This window comes from Limosilactobacillus mucosae, from assembly GCF_046939755.1.
GTDB classification, from domain to species: Bacteria; Bacillota; Bacilli; order Lactobacillales; family Lactobacillaceae; genus Limosilactobacillus; species Limosilactobacillus mucosae_A.
Genome location: NZ_JBKZAY010000005.1, coordinates 24,035 through 45,893, shown reverse-complemented (window position 1 = coordinate 45,893; position 21,859 = coordinate 24,035). Strand labels below are relative to the sequence as shown.

General features: G+C 47.8%; 18 protein-coding genes. 3 read left to right on the top strand and 15 right to left on the bottom strand.

Going from position 1 to position 21,859, the window contains the following annotated elements; all coding sequences use genetic code 11:
- Nucleotide 1: 1 nt before the first annotated feature.
- The 15 genes from recG to gmk all read right to left on the bottom strand — a co-directional run bounded on the left by recG (nucleotide 2) and on the right by gmk (nucleotide 16,594).
- Nucleotides 2–2,032 (bottom strand): ATP-dependent DNA helicase RecG, encoded by a 2,031-nt coding sequence (recG, locus tag ACLUWI_RS02990; RefSeq protein ID WP_412146110.1) that lies wholly within the window; start codon nucleotides 2,030–2,032, stop codon nucleotides 2–4.
- Between the two features lie 86 nt (nucleotides 2,033–2,118).
- A complete protein-coding gene (locus ACLUWI_RS02985) occupies nucleotides 2,119–3,816 on the bottom strand; it encodes a DAK2 domain-containing protein (protein ID WP_412146109.1) in 1,698 nt (565 codons plus the stop codon).
- A 24-nt stretch (nucleotides 3,817–3,840) separates the two neighbouring features.
- Nucleotides 3,841–4,206: an Asp23/Gls24 family envelope stress response protein gene (locus tag ACLUWI_RS02980; protein WP_006499614.1), complete on the bottom strand. Its 366-nt coding sequence runs from the start codon at nucleotides 4,204–4,206 to the stop codon at nucleotides 3,841–3,843.
- 154 nt (nucleotides 4,207–4,360) lie between these two features.
- A complete protein-coding gene (gene rpmB / locus ACLUWI_RS02975) occupies nucleotides 4,361–4,546 on the bottom strand; it encodes a 50S ribosomal protein L28 (protein WP_006499613.1) in 186 nt (61 codons plus the stop codon).
- A gap of 116 nt (nucleotides 4,547–4,662) precedes the next feature.
- Nucleotides 4,663–5,346 carry a thiamine diphosphokinase gene (locus ACLUWI_RS02970; RefSeq protein WP_412146108.1) on the bottom strand — a complete coding sequence of 228 codons (684 nt, stop codon included), beginning with the start codon at nucleotides 5,344–5,346 and terminating at the stop codon, nucleotides 4,663–4,665.
- 61 nt (nucleotides 5,347–5,407) lie between these two features.
- Entirely contained in the window at nucleotides 5,408–6,061 is a 654-nt protein-coding gene (gene rpe, locus ACLUWI_RS02965; RefSeq protein ID WP_412146107.1) for a ribulose-phosphate 3-epimerase, read from the bottom strand.
- A 22-nt stretch (nucleotides 6,062–6,083) separates the two neighbouring features.
- Nucleotides 6,084–6,953 (bottom strand): ribosome small subunit-dependent GTPase A, encoded by an 870-nt coding sequence (gene rsgA / locus ACLUWI_RS02960; RefSeq protein ID WP_412146106.1) that lies wholly within the window; start codon nucleotides 6,951–6,953, stop codon nucleotides 6,084–6,086.
- A 13-nt stretch (nucleotides 6,954–6,966) separates the two neighbouring features.
- Nucleotides 6,967–8,904 carry a Stk1 family PASTA domain-containing Ser/Thr kinase gene (gene pknB, locus ACLUWI_RS02955; protein ID WP_412146105.1) on the bottom strand — a complete coding sequence of 646 codons (1,938 nt, stop codon included), beginning with the start codon at nucleotides 8,902–8,904 and terminating at the stop codon, nucleotides 6,967–6,969.
- Nucleotides 8,905–8,909: 5 nt separating this feature from the next.
- Nucleotides 8,910–9,653 (bottom strand): Stp1/IreP family PP2C-type Ser/Thr phosphatase, encoded by a 744-nt coding sequence (locus ACLUWI_RS02950; protein WP_412146104.1) that lies wholly within the window; start codon nucleotides 9,651–9,653, stop codon nucleotides 8,910–8,912.
- 16 nt (nucleotides 9,654–9,669) lie between these two features.
- Nucleotides 9,670–11,016: a 16S rRNA (cytosine(967)-C(5))-methyltransferase RsmB gene (gene rsmB / locus ACLUWI_RS02945; protein WP_412146103.1), complete on the bottom strand. Its 1,347-nt coding sequence runs from the start codon at nucleotides 11,014–11,016 to the stop codon at nucleotides 9,670–9,672.
- Nucleotides 11,006–11,962, bottom strand: coding sequence for a methionyl-tRNA formyltransferase (gene fmt, locus ACLUWI_RS02940; RefSeq protein ID WP_412146102.1), 957 nt, complete (start codon nucleotides 11,960–11,962; stop codon nucleotides 11,006–11,008). The genes rsmB and fmt overlap by 11 nt, the downstream gene beginning before the upstream one ends.
- Nucleotides 11,963–11,982: 20 nt before the next feature.
- A complete protein-coding gene (gene priA, locus ACLUWI_RS02935; RefSeq protein ID WP_412146101.1) occupies nucleotides 11,983–14,406 on the bottom strand; it encodes a primosomal protein N' in 2,424 nt (807 codons plus the stop codon).
- Nucleotides 14,407–15,609: a bifunctional phosphopantothenoylcysteine decarboxylase/phosphopantothenate--cysteine ligase CoaBC gene (coaBC, locus tag ACLUWI_RS02930; RefSeq protein ID WP_412146100.1), complete on the bottom strand. Its 1,203-nt coding sequence runs from the start codon at nucleotides 15,607–15,609 to the stop codon at nucleotides 14,407–14,409.
- Nucleotides 15,610–15,683: 74 nt separating this feature from the next.
- Nucleotides 15,684–15,977: a DNA-directed RNA polymerase subunit omega gene (gene rpoZ / locus ACLUWI_RS02925; RefSeq protein WP_347953530.1), complete on the bottom strand. Its 294-nt coding sequence runs from the start codon at nucleotides 15,975–15,977 to the stop codon at nucleotides 15,684–15,686.
- Entirely contained in the window at nucleotides 15,974–16,594 is a 621-nt protein-coding gene (gene gmk, locus ACLUWI_RS02920) for a guanylate kinase (protein WP_006499602.1), read from the bottom strand. Before gmk ends, rpoZ begins: the two co-directional genes overlap by 4 nt.
- A 406-nt stretch (nucleotides 16,595–17,000) precedes the next feature.
- Between gmk and ACLUWI_RS02915 the strand changes: the two genes are divergently transcribed.
- From ACLUWI_RS02915 to ACLUWI_RS02905, 3 genes are all read left to right on the top strand, one after another.
- Complete coding sequence (locus tag ACLUWI_RS02915) at nucleotides 17,001–17,333, top strand: hypothetical protein (protein WP_412146099.1); 333 nt, start codon at nucleotides 17,001–17,003, stop codon at nucleotides 17,331–17,333.
- A gap of 246 nt (nucleotides 17,334–17,579) precedes the next feature.
- Nucleotides 17,580–18,149, top strand: a complete 570-nt coding sequence (locus ACLUWI_RS02910) for a TetR/AcrR family transcriptional regulator (RefSeq protein WP_412146098.1) — start codon at nucleotides 17,580–17,582, stop codon at nucleotides 18,147–18,149.
- A 54-nt stretch (nucleotides 18,150–18,203) separates the two neighbouring features.
- Nucleotides 18,204–21,620, top strand: a complete 3,417-nt coding sequence (locus ACLUWI_RS02905) for an MMPL family transporter (RefSeq protein WP_412146097.1) — start codon at nucleotides 18,204–18,206, stop codon at nucleotides 21,618–21,620.
- Nucleotides 21,621–21,859: the final 239 nt, after the last annotated feature.

Sequence of the window (21,859 nt, the reverse complement as noted above, 5' to 3'; positions counted from 1 at the left end):
CTTAATCAAAGTGTGTTTCCAGCTGATGGCGTTTTAAATACAGTACCAGCGGCTGATTCTCATCTTTTTCATCCCAATGCGGTGCAGCTAAGAGCGCGCCGGCATCCGCTCGCGCCGTCTGTAGCATCTTTAAGTCCCCAATCGGATCGCCGACTTTAAACTGCGGCAGGCCTGATTGGTTGGTTCCCAGGACGTCTCCTGACCCTCTAAGCTCCAGGTCGCGCTGAGCAACCGCAAAGCCATCCGTTGTTTCAGTCATGGTCTGCATCCGCGCCTGGCCGTCTTCAGTTTTTGGATCCGCAATCAGCAGACAATAGCTCTGCCGCTGCCCACGACCGACACGACCGCGCAACTGATGCAGCTGAGCCAGCCCAAAGCGATCCGCGTCATAGATCAGCATGACGGTAGCATTCGGATTGTCGACCCCGACTTCAATCACGGTCGTTGCCACCAAGACTTGCAACTGATTATCCTTAAATTTTTGCATGACCGCGGCTTTTTCATCACTGCTCATCCGACCATGCAGCAATCCTACCTGATAATCAGGCGCAAAATATTCGGCAAATTTTTCATAAAGGTCCGTTGCATTTTTAACGTCGATTGACTCCGACTGTTCAATCAGGGGACTGACTACATAAACCTGCGCGCCATCTGCCAGCTGCTCTTTTAAAAACGACAGCGCGGCCCCGCTTTGATTTTCTCGCAGCCAACGCGTCTCAATTGGCTTACGGCCAGCTGGTAATTGATCAATGATTGAAACGTCCATCTCGCCATAGGTTGTGATTGCCAGCGTCCGCGGAATCGGCGTGGCCGTCATCGCCAAGACATCTGGCTTATCGCCTTTTTCGCGCAGAAGCTGCCGTTGATGAACCCCAAACCGGTGCTGCTCATCAATAATCACCAGTCCCAGATTGGCATAATCAACCTTGTCTTGAATCAGCGCATGCGTCCCAACAATCAGGTTAACCGTACCCGACTTAATTTCATTCAACAATTGCGTATGCTGCTTAGCAGTCATCGAACCCGTTAAAAGACCGACGCTGACATGCGTGCCTTCAAAAATATCAGCCAGCTTGGCAGCATGCTGAGCCGCCAAAATTTCGGTCGGCGCCATTAAAGCAGCCTGATAGCCGGCATTGACCGTAGCCGCAATTGCCAGCGCCGCCACGATCGTTTTACCTGACCCCACGTCCCCTTGTAAAAGGCGATTCATCTGATAAGGCGCGCGCAGGTCGCGACAGATCTCATTGACTGAACGTTTCTGCGCGTCAGTCAGCTCAAAGGGAATCGTTTTAATGAATTCCTTGAGTTCTTGATTGTTATACAGAAGCTGATTGCCGTCATCTTGCCGGTGCGCCCGTCGAATTGCCTGCAGCCTCAGCTGAAACAAGAAAAACTCTTCGTAGGCAGCCGCTTTTTGTGCCTGTTTGGCCACAAAAGGCGTGGTTGGCCAATGCATCTGCTTGATCATTTCGCGTCGCTCCATCAGCTGATAGCGTTGGCGCAGCGAAATCGGCAGTAAAGTGGCAATCACGTCTTTATATTGATCATAGGCTTGTTTGATCAATTTACGCAGTGTTTTTTGTGAAACATGCTTGTTGGCTGGATAAATGGCCCCCAATTCACGCTCTTGCTGCTGGGTAAACAGTTTAGTCCCCAGAATCTGCTGACGCGCGGCATCCCACTTTCCCTGTACAGTGACATGGGTATTTAAGATAATGCTGTTTTTTAAATATGGCTGGTTGAAAAAAGTCGTTAAGACAACGTTACGATCAACCAATAGCCGAAAACTCAAACGATTGCGCCGATAGCCGTACCTCGTCAAAACCGGCTCCGAGCTTACCGTACCATGCACTGTTACTTTTTGACGATCCTTGGCCGTGCTCAGATCAGTCGGGGCAAAGTCATCATAGCGTGAAGGAAAATAGGTCAGCAGATCCTCAACTGTTTTAATGTCCAAAGTTGCCAATGCGTCAACCGTTTTCGGGCCAACTCCTTTTAGACAGCCAACTGGATCCTGCAAACTTTTCAAACGAACACCCCCTTTAATGATGTTAATGAAAAAGCCGCGCCGCCTACTGACGACACGACTTGATTACGCCAATTCAGCGCTGATAATTATTCAACCGAAATCAGATATGGATAGACTGGCTGACCACCATCATAGATCTGAATGTCCAATTCATCGTCAACAGCCAAAATGGCTTCTTTGATGGCTTCAGCAGTTTCGTGATCGCCATCGATCCCATAAAGAATCGTAACGATCTCGCTGTCTTCATCCAGCATCTGCTTGACCATTTCAATCGCTGCCGTTTTGACATCGGCCGCCGTATTGACAATTTTGCCATCCACGATCCCCATAAAATCATCTTTCTTGATTGTCTGACCATCAATCGTCGTATCGCGAACCGCGTTGGTAACCTCGCCACTCTTAACCATGTTCAAGTTGCCTTCCATGTTAGCCTGATTTTCTGCCAGGTCAGCTTCTGGATTGAATTCCAGCATAGCACTCATGCCTTGTGCAATCGTCTTGGCATGAACGACCTTAGTTGGAATGTCGGCAACTTCGGCAGCTTGATCGGCAGCCATAAAGATATTGCCATTGTCAGGCAACACCAAAGCCTGCTTGGCACCACTTTCATTGATGGCTTCGGCAATTTCTTGAATGCTTGGATTCATGGTCTGACCACCGTTGATCACATGGGTTACGCCAAGACTTTCCAACAGCTTAGCAATCCCATCGCCAGAGGCTACGGCAATCACTGCAGTGTCTAGTGCCGGCTTTTCGGCTTCCTTGGCTTTTTCAAGTGGTGTCGGCTCGCTTTCGTCCTTTTCCATGATCTCTTCTTGCTGCCAACGCATATTGTCAACCTTGACCGTCTGCAGATCACCAAACTGCTGCCCCCAGGAAAGCACCTTGCCTGGGAATTCAGTATGAACGTGAACCTTGACAACCTCATCATCATTAATGACCAATAAACTGTCGCCCAGCTTGGCCAGATAGTTGTAAAAGGTATCGTAGTCAAACTTTTGCGTCACCTGCTTGCCGCGGCCAATCCGAACCATCATCTGCGTGCAGTAGCCATACTTGATATCGTTAGGGTCGAGCTTGCCCTGAGCACTTTGATGATGCTTGGCATTGATCATTTCATCGATCTGCGCATTATCAGGCTTAACGAGGTCGTTTTCAGCAATCTTGCCGCTTAATGATTCATAAAAGGCCTGCAAGACAAACACCAGCCCTTGACCACCGGAATCGACTACCCCGACTTCCTTGAGTACTGGCAACAGATCCGGCGTCTTTTTCAAGGCTTCTTCACTGGCATTATAGATTTTTTCCATAATGTCAACCAGATCGTCATTGCCAGCCTTGACCTCATTTAAACCAGCTTGGGCCGATTCACGAACAACTGTCAGAATCGTCCCTTCCGTCGGTTTCATAACCGCCTTGTAGGCCGTTTGGGCACCATTGGCATAGGCGTCAACAAAATCTTTGGCTGACAATTCCTGCTTGTCAGCACAGCCTTTGGCAAAGCCACGGAAAATCTGTGATAGGATAACGCCAGAATTGCCTCGGGCACCCATTAAAAGACCTTTAGCCAGCGCCTGTGCCAAATCGCCAACATTGGTGCTGGTCGCTTCACGCTCATATTTGGCACCACTGGCCATTGACATACTCATGTTGGTCCCCGTGTCCCCATCTGGAACCGGGAATACATTTAACGAATTAATGAATTCGGCTTGAGTGTTCAGTTTGGCGGCCGCCGCCTGAACCATCTTGCCGAATTCGAGATTAGTAATCTTGGTAACTGTCAAAATCAATTCCTCCCGTGGCACGTCTTAATCATCGCCCAAAACGCGAACGCCTTGAACGTATACATTGACCGCATTGGCCGTGACGCCCAGCATGGATTCGAGGTTGTATTTGACCTTTTCTTGGACGCTCTTAGACACTTCTGAAATCTTCGTGCCATAGCCAACAATGATATTAACGTCAACGGAAACGCCATTGTCTTGCTGACGAACAACAACGCCCTTGCTGTAGCTGTCGTGCCGCAGGATCTGATTGACGCCATCCTTTAATGGATTGCGACTGGCCATCCCTACTACACCGTAGTTGTCGGTAGCCGCGCCACCTACGACCGTTGAGATTACATCATTAGCAATATCGATCGTGCCAGACTTTGTTTTAATCTTAACTGCCATCTTCAATGGCCTCCCTTAATCGTTTGTCATCAAGTTGATATCTCTATCATCTTACCATAGCACAGCAATGTCAAAAAGCAAATTAGCCTGCATTGCTTGAACCGATCAGTAAAAAAATAAGCCGCCCGCCAGGCGGACAGCCTATGTTTTTGGACTAAACCCGAGTCACTTTACCCGACTTCAGGGTACGTGCTGAAACGTAAACCTTCTTTGGCTTGCCATTTACCAAAATGGTAACCTTTTGCAGGTTTGGCTTCCAGGTACGACGACTTGAGTTAAGGGCGTGTGAACGCTTGTTGCCGAAGCGCGTCCGCTTACCGGTCATGAAATCCTTAGCCATGTGGAACCCTCCTCTCCTCATCAGTTATTCTCTCCGCGCTGAGATGCGCGCTGTAACTCACCTAAATAATTTACCATAGGGGGGCTTTCAATGCAATAGTTTTCTTTCAAGTATTTTCACTTGACACCCTTGAAAGGTCCTTGCGAATGGGCATCACGGCTTTGAATCACGGCCACGACTCCACTGTCAAAAGAAAAATGATTGATCGTCCCAACAAACTCATTACTGGACCACGAGATTGGCAGCTGACTGTCAAAATGATCCAGATTGTACTTTTCATCAGGCAGCGTCAAGCCAGTTACCGGCGTCAGATTGACAAAAGCCAGATAAGGCATCTCGGGTACCTTATGAATCTCATAGCTGCCCGGCTCATAAAAATCAACCTTATTCTGGCGATCAACCAGATGAATCTTCGCTAAATACTTGCGATATGGATCCATCAACGGCGTGTACAGGTTGGCCAGCAGCTGATCCAAGCGACCACCCGTAGTTCCCCAGATCGTAATTGACGCTGGCTGATAATATTTCATCGCCAGTAAAATACCAATTTGAGTATCGGTGTAATCTTTTTCTGGCGGATAGATATCTACTTTTGGGACCGCTGCTTTGACCCGCTTCAACTGCTCAGGCGTGCTGGAATCAAAGTCACCAGCAGCATATGCGGGAACAATACCATGCTCAAGCAGTCTAGTTGCTCCTAAATCAACGCCCAGCCATGTCTCAAAGCGATGATCCGCAACCTGATCATAAGGAATCAGTGCTTCTGGCCCGCCAACCATAATGTTGATCTTTTCATTCATAAGCAGCCTCTCAAAAAACGCGACGAATCTCTTCGTCACGTTTTTTATCTAATTGACTTAATTACTTAGTAGCATCGCGCAGTGCTTGAATGCGGGCCAATGGGTCTTCGGCATTGTAGACGTATGAACCGGCAACTGCAACCGTTGCGCCCGCCTTGTAGCAGTCAACAACCGTTTCATTGTTGATGCCGCCATCGATTTCAATGTCAAAGTCATAGCCGTTAGCTTGCTTGATTGCGTCCAATTCAGCAATCTTGGCAACCGTTTCTGGCAGGAACTTTTGACCGCCAAAGCCAGGGTTAACGGTCATTACCAATACCTGGTCAACCATGTGCAGAACCGGCTTGATCATTTCAACCGGCGTACCTGGATTGATCACGACTTCAGCATCCTCACCTGCGTTTTTGATCAGCTGCAGAGCGCGGTGAATGTGCGGCGTTGCTTCAACATGAACGCCAATGTTGTCGGCACCAGCTTCTGCCATTGCAGGAATCAAGTGTTCAGGATTTTGAACCATCATGTGGACGTCCAGGTACATGTCAGTGATTTGACGAATTGCCTTTACAAAACCTGGGCCATAAGAAATGCTTGGAACAAACGTGCCATCCATCACGTCAATGTGCAGTTCTTCGGCACCAGCCTGATCAACCAGCTTGATGTCCTTTTCAAGATTCATGTAGTCTGCGCTCAAAATCGATGGAGCTACTTTAATCATAATCTTTTTCCCTCGTTTCAATTTAATAGTTTGGTTTTTGGCTGACAATCAATTCATTAAACTGAACGTAATTATCATACCGACTCTTCATTATTGTACCATGCTCGACGGCGTTCTTCACGGCACAGCCAGGTTCTTTTAAATGCAGACAGCCCCGAAATTTGCATTCTGCAGCTAATTGTCGCATTTCTGGGAATAATTTTGGCAGTTCCGCTACATCCATATCAAAATCTTCGTATGACGAAAAACCAGGCGTATCAGCAACCAAAGCTTCGCCAATCGCCATCAGACTGACCTTGCGCGTGGTATGCCGGCCACGTTTTAAGGCCTGTGAGACCTCACCTGTTGCCAGATTTAATTCAGGAGCCAGGTGGTTCAGCAGCGTTGACTTACCAGCCCCTGTCTGTCCCATCATCGTGACGATATGATGACTGAGCAGCTGTTGAAGCTGATCCAGTGTTGCTTGACCAAATGGCGGCCGCTGCGCAATTACCGCGTAGCCGATTGCCCGATAACCCGTCAAGATTGGCTGCAGCTTCTGCCATTCATCATCGTTCAGCAGATCGGTCTTTGAAAAATAGATGACTGGTTCAATGGCTTGTTTTTCCAGGGCAATCAGCTGACGGTCCAGCAAATTACTGGAAAATTTGGGCTGTTTGGCGGCCGTAACGACGACTGCCTGATCGACGTTGGCTACCGGCGGCCGCCGCAGCTGATTTTTACGGGGCAGCACCTTAAGCAGATAGCCGTCTTCAAATTCTACTTGATCGCCAACGATTGGCTTAATGCCGCGCTTACGAAAGTTGCCCCGGCCACGCGTGCGATAAACCGCACCGTCACAAAGCACGTCAAAAAAGCCGCTGAGCGATTGCTGGATGATTCCTTGTTGCACTTTACACCTCAACTTATCCTGTAATATTTGTCGCGCTCATAATGGTCTGACCATTGCGAATTACTCGGTAAGCGCCAGTCTGACCATTACGCAGCGTAAATGGTACGTTAATCGTTGTTTCTTGATTGATGGTAATATCCTCATATTCCATCGTCAGGTTATGATAGGCATCGCGAATATATACCTGTACCCGATTTTCCTTCTTGCCACCATTACCATCAAACGGAATGTTGATTTGGATATTGGTCGTCCTTAACTCATTGGAATTGCTGGCAATCTGAACGGTCAATGTATCGCCGTGCGTCAGCTTGCTGCCTGCTTTAGGCGTTTGCTGAATCACATGATTGGTAGCGACGGTTGTTGAATTTTTCTGCGTCGTTGTCAGCTGCAGCTGATGCTTATTGGCAAAATCCTGCACTTCACTGACATCCTTGCCTTTAAAGCTTGGAATCGTGACCTGCTTCTTGCCGGCACTGACCGTCAGCGTAACCGTCTGTTGGCTGGGATCAATCGTCGTGCCAGCATTGACGCTTTGTTTGATCACCTTACCCGTTGCAACGGTATCAGAATATTTTTTGGTCTGTTTAACGACAAAGCCTTTATCACGCAGCTCATCAGCCGTATCAGAATAACTGTCGCCAACGTAATCAGCCATCTTCCAAGTCTTAACGCCACGGCTGACAACCAGATTAATCGCCTGGCCAGCATGGGCGTAATGTCGATTGCCAGTAACCTTGACAACATGATTTTTAGCCACGGTCTGACTGCTTTTTTCGGTAATATTGCCTAAACGCAGATGATTTACCTGTAATTTCTTTTCTGCCTGTGCCGTCGTCAATCCCTCAACGCTGGGAACGCTGACTGAACGATGCATGTATAGACCGGTACCAATTCCAATTACCGCGACCAGCAATACCAGAATCACCGTCCACTTGCGGATCGGGTGGCGCTGGATGGACCGTTTCATACGGCTTTGTCGCGTAGCCGTCAGCTGTTTGGTATCATCATCAACTTTTTCATCGCTGGTCTCATCAAGCTTGGCTGCCTCTTTGATCGCGTCCAGATCCAACACCTTGGTTTCTTCGTTGCTGGAATGCTGGCCAACTACGAATCTAGATTCATCAGCCCGTGATGGATCCAGTGAGGTCTGCAGATCGGCTGCCATCGCCGCAACATCGTGATATCGATCACAAGGGTGTTTGGCCGTGGCACGATAGACCACGTTTTCTAATGACTGTGGAATCTGCGGATTGAATTTGCGCACTGATGGAATCTCATCGCGAAAGTGCTTCAAAGCGATCGAAACCGCAGTCTCACCTTCAAAGGGTACTTGACCGGTCAGCAGCTCAAAAAGGATAATTCCTAAAGAATAGATATCTGACTGTGGCGTAGCGATACTGCCACGCGCCTGTTCGGGAGAAAGGTAATGAACCGATCCTAACAGACTATTGGTTTGCGTCATTGAATTTTGCGAAGCCGCCATGGCAATCCCAAAATCCGTAATCTTAATATTTTTATTTTCATCGATCAAGATGTTCTGTGGTTTCAGATCGCGGTGAATAATGCCATTAGCATGGGCTGTCTGCACCGCTGACAAAACCTGTTCCATAATGTCGATGACTTGCGGCAACGGAATCGGATAGTGATCATGAATATAGGTTTTCAGATCGGTACCCTTAACATATTCCATTACCATGTATTGAACGCCATGCTCCTCGCCAACATCATAAATGCCAACGATATGCGGATCGTTAAGCTGAGTGGCTGCCATTGCTTCTCGCTCAAAGCGGCGTTTGGTACTCGGATCATCGCGCAGGTCCAAGCGTAGCAGCTTGACCGAAACATCGCGATCCAGCACCAGATCGTGAGCCAGGTAGACATTGGCCATGCCGCCCTCACCCAGCGATTCGATTATTTTATACCGGTGATTAAGCTCGTATCCGGGTTTCATTGATTTTATCTCTCCTGATCATTTTGGCTGATCAGAACGGTGATATTGTCCGGACCACCAGCTGCATTGGCTTTTTCAACCAAAACACTGCACTTGTCCTTCAGCGGTGCATCGTTTTGCAGCACTTGGGTCAATTCCTGTTTATCAACAGTTTTGGACAGGCCATCCGAGCACATTAGCAATTGATCTCCCGGTTCAAATGGAAAGACATTGACATCAATCTGCGCGTCATGTGAGATTCCAATTGCCCGGGTTATAATATTGTTCTGTGGTGACACGGCGGCTTCCTGTTCGGTTAGATCGCCGTTCTTGACTAACTCGTTTACCAAGGAATGATCAACCGTGACTTGCGTCAAGACGTTTTGATGCATGATATAGCCACGACTGTCGCCGATATTGGCAATTACGATTTTTTGCCGATCATTAAAGAAAATGGCGGCTACCAAAGTGGTCCCCATTCCCTGATAATTTTCATTCTTGCGTGATTCGTCAATGATTTGATCATTGATCTGCTGCACCTGATCAGCAAGCCACTGTTTAGCAGCTGCCTCATCATTGGGCGCAGACTTTAAGAAGCGCTGACCGAGAGCCTGAACGGTTGTTTGAGCGGCAACATCCCCGCCACGATTGCCACCAATGCCATCCGCAACCAAATCCAGCTGCATTCCGGTATCAGTGGTAAAACTATCGACGCGATCTTGATTTTCAGATCGTTGTTGTCCAATATCTGATTGATAGGCTGTTTCCATGGGTCTATATTCCCTTCTACAAACGTTGGAGGTTGCTGATAAAGAATCCATCAGAACCATAATCGCTTGGCAAAATCGTCAAGGTTGCCCCCGTTCGCGCGTTTTTCAAGGCACGCGCCGTTTGCGTCTTTAGCAGTCTGAAATCAGGATGCGCGGCTAAAAAGGCCTGCACGGTGTCATCATTTTCCTGCTGCAAAATCGTGCACGTACTATATGTCATTATACCGCCTTTTTTTAGTTTTGGGGCAACTGCATTTAAAATTGCCAATTGAATTTCATGCAGGTTTTGACTGTCGCTAAGTTTTTTGTCATAACGAATTTCGGGTTTGCGGCGCAAAAGGCCAATTCCGCTGCAGGGAGCGTCAACTAAGATTTTGTCAAACTGACGATCCTTAAACTTTTCATCTACCTTGCGTGCATCCAGCTGACAGGCATGGACACGATCAGCCACCCCGAGCCGCTGGGCATTTTTTTCAATCAACTTGATCTTGTGCGCGTGAATATCTAGGGCCGTAACGCTGCCACCCTGTTTTTCATCCAAAGCCGCCGCAATCTGGACGGTCTTCCCTCCTGGCGCGGCACAGGCATCCAAAATCTGATCGGCCGGGTTGACTGCCATACTTTCTACCGCCAGCATGGCACTTTCGTCTTGAATCGTGACCAACCCTTGCGCAAACGCGTCGGTGTTGACGACATCACCGCTTTTAACCACCAGACCTGCTCTGGCAACCTGACTGGGCTCAACTTTAACGCCTTGTTCTTTTAAAACGGCAATTGCCTGGGGAATAGTCGTCTTGGCCTCATTTACCCGCAGCGATACACGTGCTGGTTCATTGACGGCTCTAAAAATCGCATCGGCAGTCGGCTGACCATATTGTTTGATCAATTCATCAATCAGCCATTGCGGCAGACTGAATTCGACTGAACGCCGCTTGCTTGGGTCCTGGATGGCGTTAATATCACTCAGTCCCTGACGCAAAACGGCATGCAAAACACCGGTCACAAAACGTCGGGTTCCCGGATTTCCAAGCTGTTTGGCCAGTTCGATCGCCTCATTGGTCACCGCCCAGTCAGGCACGCGATCCAGGTATCGATATTGATAGATCGACATTAAAAGCAGCGTCTTGACCCAACTTTCGATTTTCTTACCCTTAATAAATGGCGCCAGCCAGTATTCCAGTGTCAGTTTGTGCTGTAAGACGCCATAGACCAGGTTGGTAGCTAATCGCTTATCGACTTCACTCAGCTGGCTGTTCTTTAAGACTTGATTCAGCTGCAGATTGGAGTAGGCGCCGTTTTGCAGCACCTGATCAAGCGTTCTTAGGGCAGCGCCGCGTGCGGTATTGATTTGCTTATTCTTCATCGGTGATTGCCTGAACTCCTTGCTTTAGATTTTGGTGACCATTCAAATAGGAGGTGATATCCATTTCGCGTTTGCCCTTAGGTTTAAGTCGATTGATCCGATAAGTCGTATGATCGCCAGCCGTCAGAATCAAAGCATGCTTTTCAACCCGTACAACTTGACCGGGCATTAAATCGGTCTTTTCATCCAATGGCGTAACGTCATAGATCTTAGTCTGCAGACCGTCAATGATCATGTTGCCAATCGGGAATGGCCGCAAGCCCCGCACCTTGTCATCAATCCGGTCAGCTGGCAGGCGATAGTCAATACGTTCCTGCTCAGTGGTAATATTCGGCGAGAAGACAACCTTTTCAGGATCCTGCTCGACCGGCTGCACATCACCAGCAATCAGCTTGGGCAGGGTCGCCATCAAAAGGTCGCGGCCCAGCAGGCTCAACTTTTCAAACATCGTACCACTGTCATCCTGTTTGGTAATCGGAATTGCCTTTTGCGCAATAATGTCACCGGCGTCCATTGCTTTAACCATGTACATAATCGTCACGCCAGTTTCCTGATCGCCATTGATAATCGAGTATTGAATCGGCGCGCCGCCGCGATATTTAGGCAGCAGCGAGCCATGGACGTTAATAGCCGCAATCTTAGCCGCTTCAAGCATCTTGACGGGCAAAAACTGACCAAACGCCGCGGTAATCTCAAAATCAGGCGCCAATTCGATCACGCGCTGCATTTCCAGACTGCCACTCAATTTTTCAGGCTGCAAAACCTCAATGCCATATTTGACGGCCAGTTCCTTAACCGGTGTCGCGCGCAGTTCATGCTTGCGGCCGACCCGACGATCCGGCTGCGTAACAACGGCCTTGACATCATAAGAATCATCATCGATTAAAGCCTGCAGAATCGGCACGGCAAACTGGGGCGTTCCCATAAATACAACTGATACTGACATAGCAACAAATCCTTTCTTGATTACATAAAATACTGTGGTTCCGGATCAATGCTGACCAAGGTATCTTGACGGCTCTTGGCCTGCGTTTGACGCATGATGTCCTTTAAAAGCGCGTGCAGTCTTGGATCATGCTTATACTTAACGATAATCTGATAATAGTATCTTCTTTTCATTCGAGCAATCGGCCGCGGCGTAGGGCCTAAGACAACCGTCTCTTTGCTCAGATTGACGCTGAGCTGATTTTTGATTTCATAGATGGCCTTGGCAGCAGCACGTTCATCCTCATTGCTGGCCATCACGCGAACAGTGTAGTAATAAGGCGGATAGCCAGCCTGGTAGCGAATATTCATCTCTGCTTTAAAGAAGTCTTCATAGTCATGCAGCTGCGCATAGCGAATTGCATAGTTGTCTGGATTAAAGGTCTGAATCACGACGTTTCCCGGCTTATCGGCACGACCGGCACGACCGCTGACCTGACTGAGCAGATCAAACGTCCGCTCACTGGCCCGAAAGTCTGGCAGATCCAATCCCGTATCGGCATTCAAAACGCCAACCAGAGTCACGTTGGGAAAGTCCAGTCCTTTGGCAATCATCTGTGTACCCAGCAAAATATCGGCTTGATGTTCGCCAAATTCTTTCAGCAGCTTGGCATGCATCCCTTTGCGCCGCGTTGTATCAACATCCATTCGAATCACACGCGCGCTTGGCATCAATTGCTGCAGCTCGGTTGCAACTTTTTCAGTTCCCGTGCCGTAGTAGCGAATGTGATGACCTTGGCACTGCGGACAGATTGAAGGGATCGGCTCCTCATGACCGCAATAGTGACATTTCATCGTCCTTGAGTCCATATGCAGCGTCAGCGAGATATCACAGTTGGGACACTTCAAAACGAAGCCACAATCTCGGCACATAATAAATGAGGAAAAGCCGCGCCGATTCAGCATCAAAATACTCTGTTCGCCTTTTTGCAGTCGATCGTTCAGCAGATTCAGCAGTCGATCTGAAAAATTTGTCTCACCATTACGCTGCATTTCCGGCCGCATGTCAATAATTTCAACCGGCGGCAGTGGTCGCTGATTGACTCGCGTTGGCATTTTTAACAGCTGATAGACGCCAGCCAATGCTCGCGCGCGGCTTTCCAGACTAGGGGTAGCTGATCCTAATACCAATGGCGCATGATGATACTTAGCACGCCAGGCAGCAACGTCACGAGCATGATAGCGCGGCGTTTCATCTTGTTTATAGCTGGTTTCGTGTTCCTCATCCATAATGATCAGCCCCAGATTTTCAAGTGGAGCAAACACCGCCGATCGCGCGCCAACTACTACCTGGGCCTCGCCCCGCTCAATTCGGCGCCATTCATCATAACGCTCGCCATCTGAAAGACTGCTGTGCAAAACAGCCACGCGCTGACCAAATCGCCGCCGCACCCGATTGACCATCTGGGGCGTCAACGAGATTTCCGGCACCAGCATCAATGCCGTTTTCCCCTGCTTTAAAGCCGCAGCCATCGCCTGTAGGTAGACTTCGGTTTTGCCTGACCCGGTAACTCCCTGCAGCAAAAAAGTTTGATTTTGGGACCGCTCGATGGCTTGATCAATTTTAGCAACAGCCGCCTGCTGATCCGAATTCAGTTTCAATGGTGAATCCAAATGCTGATCGTCCGGTATCATACCGGCAGGCGTTCGATAGGTCTCCACCGCGATTTTTTTGAGCCAGCCGCGCTTTTCGCCAACGTTAAACGTTCCCGCTTTCAAACCAGACTGCTGTACGGCCTGCTTAAGCTTGACTTTTTTACCATCAATACGCTGCAGATAGGAAAGCAGCCGCTGTTGAGCATGGGCGTTGGCCCGAACGCCGGCCCGCTCATCTTCATATTGTTCAAACGACATCAAGGGCTGAATGGCGGTTTCTTTTTTGACTCGGGCCCGGTCTTCCACTTGATATTCAAACGAAACCTTGCCTTGTCGCTTAAGCTTGAGCAGTTGGCTAACGATTTGCGGATCGTTTTGATACCGTTCAAAATCCAGCTCATCAGCTCCTTGAAAAAGATCCAGGGCTGTCTGCTCATCAATCTCATCGATTATGCGCACCACCCGATGACTTTTAGCTTTTAAGGCATTGGGCAGCATCGTATACAAACACGAGATCCAAAAAGCATAGGTTTGATCAGCCATCCAACGGCTCAGCTTCAGCAATTCGGAATTGACGACCGGTCCTAGATCCATCAAACCGATAATTGATTTGAGCGTGCCATCATATTCTGTTGGCTGATCGATACCAACAACAAACCCCTGCACCTCGCGCTTGCCGCGCCCAAATGGCACGATTACGCGCATGCCAACTTGAATCTGGCTTTCCAGACGCTTGGGAATTGCGTAGGTATATGGCTGATCCGTCTGCATCGTCGGCACGTCAACGATTACCTGGGCCAGTTCAGCCATCTAATCACCCACTTTCAGCAGTTCGATTGTCAAAGCAACGATTTTTTCAGCAATCATCATCTTGGACTGGCGTGGCCATCTCAACGGTGCCTGGTTTGGCCGCAGAATCGTAACGGCATTGTCATCCGTCCCAAATCCGATGCCCGGCTCAGACACATCATTGGCCACAATCGCATCGGCATGTTTTTTTTGCAGCTTGGCATTGGCATTTTGCAAAAGATCATTGGTTTCAGCCGCAAAGCCAATCACCACTTGGCCTGATCGTTTTTGTGCGCCCATTTTTGCCAAAATATCTTCAGTTGGTACCAAATTCAGCGTCAAGGTACCGTCACCATGCTTTTTGATTTTTTGGTCTGCCAAAACGGCTGGTCGAAAATCCGCAACTGCTGCCGCCATGATTAAGGCATCAGCCGCTTGAAATTTTTCAGATACGGCAGCTGCCATTGCACTGGTTGAAAGGGCCTGCGTCACCGTAATGCGATCAGAATACGGCAGTTCCGCCGAAACGCTGCCGACGATCAGTTCCACTTGCGCGCCAGCATTAGCCGCTGCTTTGGCAATTGCAATTCCCATTTTGCCAGAGGAACGATTGCCTAGATAACGAACCGGATCAAGCGCTTCTCTGGTACCGCCAGCAGTCACTACCAGCGTTTTACCTTTCAGCGGGCCATTAGTTAAGTAAGCCTGCACCTGTTTTACAATCGCGGCTGGTTCCGGCATGCGTCCCTTACCGGCATATCCTTCTGCCAGCATACCCTCTGCCGGATCCATCACCATAACGTTATCCTGCTTGAGCCGTGCAACGTTTCTTTGCGTGGCTGGATTGTTCCACATATGAACGTTCATGGCTGGAACCACGATCTTAGGTGCGCTGGTTGCCAAAAGCGTGGCTGAAACCGTGTCATCAGCCAGACCCGTTGCCATTTTCGCCAATAGATTGGCCGTTGCCGGAACCACCAAAGCCAGCTCGCTCCAGTCAGCCAGTTCAATGTGTGGTACCTGGCCATTTAAGGTTGCTGACCATTGATCGATCAAAACAGGATGCTTGGTTAGCGCGGCTAAAGTGGCTGGACCGACAAAGCGGGCTGCGTTTTGAGTCATTGCCACACGCACCTCATACCCCTGTTTTTGCAAGCCGCGAACAACTTCAACCGCCTTATAGACAGCAATCCCACCTGTCATATGTACCGCAATCTTTGTCATGTTTGCCTCCTTAATGAAAAATAAAAAGAGCAGCACCAAAACTTTTGTCTGGTGTCGCTCTTTGGCAGCTGCAACTAGTCTTGCAAGTCTTCCGTATGATCAGTATCAATCGTTACCTTGCCGGCTTCGATTTCTTCCAGCGCCATCCCGACTGACTTGGTTGAGTAGTAATGATCCAGCAGCAATGGATGATCTTGTGCCAATGCTTCGGCTGCATGATTGTCCTTTGACTGATCAGCGTTTTCGGCACGCCACTTGTCAGCACGGTACTTATCGATTTCGTGAGCCCGCTTGCTTGCCAGCATAATCAGAGAGTAGCGAGAGTCAACGCGCTTGAGCAATTCATCGACTGATGGAAAAAGAATCATTTTTCTGAATCTCCTAACATTTCAAGGTAATCCGGCATTACGCGAGGTACCCGCAAGCGTTCGGAACGAATAATGTCTTTGATCTTAGTGACTGCATTGTCAACTTGATCATTAACCACGGCATAGTCGTAGTTCTGCATCATTTGAATCTCGCCGAAAGCTTTGTGGATTCGTTTGTTGATGACTTCCATGCTGTCGGTACCACGATGGATCAAGCGTTGACGCAGCTCCATCAGATCCGGCGGCGTAAGAAAGATGAAGACGCCATCAGGACATTTTGAGCGCACCTGCATGGCACCATTGACTTCAATTTCCAAGAAGACATCTTTACCTTCGTCTAGCGTATCATTTATATATTTTAAAGGAGTGCCGTAATAGTTGTCAACATACTTGGCATATTCCAACATCTGCCCTTCGCGAATGTGCTGCTCAAACTCCTCTTTTGAAACAAAGAAATAGTCCTTACCGTTGACTTCGCCGGGTCGTGGCTGCCGCGTCGTCATTGAGACTGAGTATTGAAAATCATTGCCAGGCTGACTAAACAGCGCTTTTCTAACCGTTCCTTTACCTACGCCTGATGGACCAGACAAAACAATCAGCATTCCTCGCTTGCTCATATTGTTTCCATACCTTCTTTTCTCATAGCTCTTTTAATGTTTAATAATATCATATTCTGCAATAAATTCGGTCATAATTCAATGGAAATTTCAAGATACTCCTAATCAGCAACTGGATTCTGATTTTATTCTTGCCTGGATTACCTTTCAAAACTGTTCGCCGCCATTGAGGATGATCTCGCGTGTCTACAAGAATACTTGTGTTAAGAAGCCACTTGATATTACTCAGCAGAAATCTGGCCACTTTTAAGCAACATCTCAATATTAATGAAGCAGGTCAGCCCTTTATTAATCGGTATTTAGCACGTTCAGCTCAACAAATAAAAATTACAGCAAAATTATCACTTGCATTTTTGAACGCTTGTTCGTATACTATAGTCACAAACGAGTGTTCGGAGGAATGATCATGCAAAATCAGCAGCAGTCAATTATTAATCGTGGTACTAAAATTATCTCCCAAGGTCTGCACCATTTATTCGAGCCAGTTCAGTTCGCTCCTATTCCGGATTTGCTGAATCCCCAACCCGCCTTTCAAAGAAAAATGTTTATCCAAAAAGCATTAGCTGATCATCTACTGGTCTATTTGCAGTTGATGCCAAAAACCTCAGCGGGCCAACCAGTTGAAGTCCGCGGCTATTTAAAATCACTCGGTCAGGATCGTTACTTGGTTCAATCAAAAAATATTTCCTATTTCTTTGATTTTAATCAATTACGCTACATTGCCCATCCTGTATCCTAGAGGTCGGAATAAAGTCCAAAAATAAAATAAGGCTGAAGATCACGTCATCCAAAACGTTGATCTTCAGCCTTTTTATAATTACTAAAACAATTACTTTTTCCAGTTTCTTTTATCCGTCATGAAATAATTTACAACATATGTCTTATTATGGAATATCTCGCTCAAATAAACTACAATGTGTAGATTGTTATCTACATTTAGTAATGTTATATTATTCTGGTTAAAAAAAAGTAAAGGAGGGATTTCATGACAAAGCGACGAACCCTTGATCGGGAAAAAGTACTTGCTACTGCTGAAAAATTAGCCGATGAACAAGGGCTTGAAGCTTTAACCATGCCCAATCTGGCTAAGGCACTCGATATTCGCTCGCAATCGCTTTATAACTACGTTGCCAACCGCGAAGAAATGGTGTCGCTGACTGGTGCTCGGTTGATGCAGCAAATGTACCGACAGGTCGTTGATGGCATTATCGGCCTTTCCGGTTCCAAAGCCTACTTAAAATTCGCGGACATCATCCGTGATTTTTTGTTGGCTCATGCCTCTTTATCCGCAATTTTGTATCATGCCCAGCGTTTCTCAACCGACTCGGCGATGTATCACGAAATCAAGCGAATGATCAAACTGGTGGATCAAGTCGTTGATGTTGATGGCAACCGGCTGATTTCATCGCATGTTTTGGTAGGTGCCGTTTTAGGCTATATTTTCCTTGAAACGGCACCACTCTACCAAGATGAGGATGAAGAAACCGCCACTGCAAATTACCATCAAATGCTTTTTCGGCTGATTGGCCCGGTTGAAAAAGCCTCGGGCATGTAAGCCGCAATTTTTGTACATTATTTTTATATAAAATAGGTAAGGAGAAATTTTGAGATGCGATTTATTAAAAACCACGTTGGATCCTTGATCGCGTGGATTCTCATTGTTGTGATCTCGATCTTCATGCTGCCTAACGTCAATCAATTAACGCGTGAACACTCGACAATCTCACTGCCTGCCAACGTTCAAAGTGAGGTTGCCAGCACGATTGGCAATCATTGGGGACATCATCAAAACAATACCTATCAAGTTGTCGCCGTTTTTAACAATCAAGACGGTGCAATGTCCAAATCGGATCAAAAAAACGTTAACCAGACGATTCGCTATCTGAAGCGTCATAAATCCGAATTGGGCATCAAGAGTATGTTGACCCCATATGAAAACTCGGCTACCAAGAAGAACCTGATCTCTAAAGACAAGACTACTGAACTGGTTCAGTTAAATGTTTCTAAAAAGAAGTCCGTTTCTAATATCAACAAGCAGCTTACTAAGGCCGTTAAGACCGATGGCATCAGGACCTATATTACTGGCGCCGATATCCTGCAAGACGACTTTTCGGGAGCCATCCAAGAAGGAATTAAGAAGACTGAGGTCATCTCGGTTATCTTTATCTTCATCGTCTTAGTACTGGTCTTTAGGTCACCGATTGTTCCATTGATCTCACTGCTGACGGTTGGGGTTTCGTTCATTACTGCCTTTTCAATCGTTACCAACTTGGTTAAGAATTTCAATTTCCCATTCAGCAACTTTACCCAAGTCTTTATGGTGATCGTTTTATTTGGGATTGGTACCGACTACAATATTCTGCTGTATGACCGTTTCAAGGCTAATCTGGGAAATGGCATGGATAAGTTTGAAGCCGCCAAAAATGCCCAGTGGAATGCCGGTAAAACGATTCTGATGTCTGGATCCTCTATTTTAATTGGGTTCTCGGCACTTGGCTTAGCCCGCTTCTCGGTTTACAAATCCGCGGCTGGGGTTGCCATCGGGGTGGCCGTTTTGCTGATTGTTTTGCTGACGCTGAACATGTTCTTTATGACCACGATGGGGAAGACCATGTTCTGGCCAGTCAAAACTTTCAATGGTGAAACGGAAAGTCCGTTCTGGCGTTTTCTTTCCAAACACTCCCTGGCTCATCCAATCATTGCGTTGGTATTGGTACTGGCTGCTCTGTCGCCATTCTACTTCACTTATCAAAACAAGCTGAACTATGACGACACGGCGGAAATTGCTGATTCGACGCCATCCAAGCAAGGGTTCCTGATCGTTCAAAAGCACTTCTCCAAAGGGACGGCAGAACCCGCCACGCTTTATATCAAGTCCAACCACACGCTGGACAATGAAAAAGACTTAAAGCTGATCGACCAGTTGACGGAACAGATCAAGCATACCAAAGGCGTTAAGACCGTGGCTTCCGTTACTCAGCCATCTGGTTCCAAGATCAAGAAGCTTTATGTCAACAACCAGATGAAGACCGTTAACAATGGAGTTACAACCGCACGCAACGGTCTTGGTAAGTTAAGTGCCGGCAGTCAGCAGATGACAAATGGCCTTAACTCTGCCGCAACTGGTACCAATCAGCTGAATAGCGGGATCAATTCCGCGGCTACTGGTGCTAATCAACTGACTTCTGGTCTAGCGCAACTCAGTTCTGGCGGCAACCAAATGACGAATGGTTTAAACCAGCTTAGTGCCGGCAGCCAGCAGCTAGTCAACGGGATGAACCAAATGAGTCAGCAGCTCAGTTCTCAATTGACCGGTGCCAATGCCTCACAGCTTCAACAGCTGGAAAGCGGTCTGCCGCAGATCAATAACGGAATCCAACAGCTGAACAGTGCCTTGCAGAGTCAAGGAACGTCAATTGATACGACTGGCATTCAAAACAACTTGCAAAACGTTGCCAGCCAGGCTCAAATTATCGGTGATCAACTGACGCAAGCCGGCAACACCTTAAAGAGCATTCAAGGATCCTCATCCAGCTCTTCTAGTTCAGCCAGCCTTAGCTCGGTTATGACCCAGTTTAAGGCCGCTGAAAGTCAAGCCAACCTAAACGACCAGCAAAAAGCCGTGATGGAAGGCGCTATGCAGCAGATCCTTAGCGGCATTCAAAGTCAGATCGCTTCTCAGACCAACAGTCAGACCAGTGCTTTGGCCGGTCAGCTGCAAAGCGTGGCTCAAAACCTGCAGACGGCTGGCAATGCAGACAAAGCACTGGCTGGTTCATTGCAAAACGTTGCCGGTTCGGCTTCCAATCTGCAGAGTCTGAATACACAGGTTGCAACGCTGAAGGCTCAGGTTGCTCAATTGGCCCAAGCCTCCAATGTCGCGCTGCCAGGTGCCGTTTCAGCCTTGCAGCAGTTAACCAGCGGCCTCAACCAAATTCAAAGCGCGCTTGGTCAAGGCACCAATGCACTTGGTCAGCTTAACACCGGTATCAACAAACTGGCAGCCGCATCACCGCAGTTAAGCAACGGCATCAACTCGGCCTACTCTGGCAGTCAACAATTAAGCGCCGGCATGGGACAGCTTAGTTCCGGCAGTCTGCAGCTTAACACCGGCATCAACAAGCTGGCTCAAAGCTCGCCGCAGATTACCAATGGCCTTAACCAGCTGAACTCTGGACTTGGTGAGGGTCAAAGCTACCTGACTGGCCTGCAGAAGTCGGCTGCTGCTGAAACCTTCTATATTCCAAAGTCGGCTCTGCACAGCAAGACCTTTAAGCCGGCAATTGACAATTACATGTCATCCAACCGCAAGACTACTAAGATTACGATTGTCTTTGACACCAACCCTAGTGATGAAAAAGCCACCAACGATGCCGAAAACATCTCCAATATGGCTCGCAAGTCACTCAAGGGTACGGCACTTAGCAATGCAACGGTTGCTATGGGCGGTCAGTCTTCTCGGATTAATGATATCAAGAAGACGGCAAGCAGCGACTTTGTCCGGACGGCAGCCATCATGCTGATTGGGATTGGCATTGCACTGATGCTGATCACGCACTCGCTGCTGCAGCCGGTCTACATTCTGGGCTCACTGCTGCTGGCCTACATTTCCTCACTGTCAATCAACCACTGGCTGGTCGGTATCTTCATGCACCGCAGCATGCTGGCTTGGAACACGCCATTCTTTAGCTTTATTATGCTGATTGCCTTAGGGGTTGACTACAGTATCTTCTTGATGACGCGTTATCGTGAAATCGACGAGAACAAGTATCTGCCAGGCGAGCGAATCTACTATGCCTGTGCAATCATCGGGACCGTCGTTATCAGTGCCGCTATCATCTTGAGTGGTACGTTTGCTGCTTTGATTCCATCTGGCATTCCAACACTGATTGAAGTTGCCATGACGGTGATCGTTGGTCTGATCATCTTGGTAATCATCTTGCCAATCGTTATGACCAGCACGATCTACTTGAGCTATCCAATTCGTAATCACGTCAAGGATAATCAAAACAAGCGCAAAGATTAATCAAGCATAAATCAAAAGAGCTCGCTGACTGGCGGGCTCTTTTCTTATATCTTCAAATACTAGGCATTCCACCGCAGCTTCTTAATCGTTGGTAGTTGACAGCCAATCTGATATTGATCAGTACCGACATCATAATCGTTGTTCAAGGCGTTTTTAAGTTGGTTAACATAGCTCTGGCGACTTCATTCTTCTATTTCTTTGGGAGCCAACTGGTGATGGACTTAACGGCTTCAAGATTG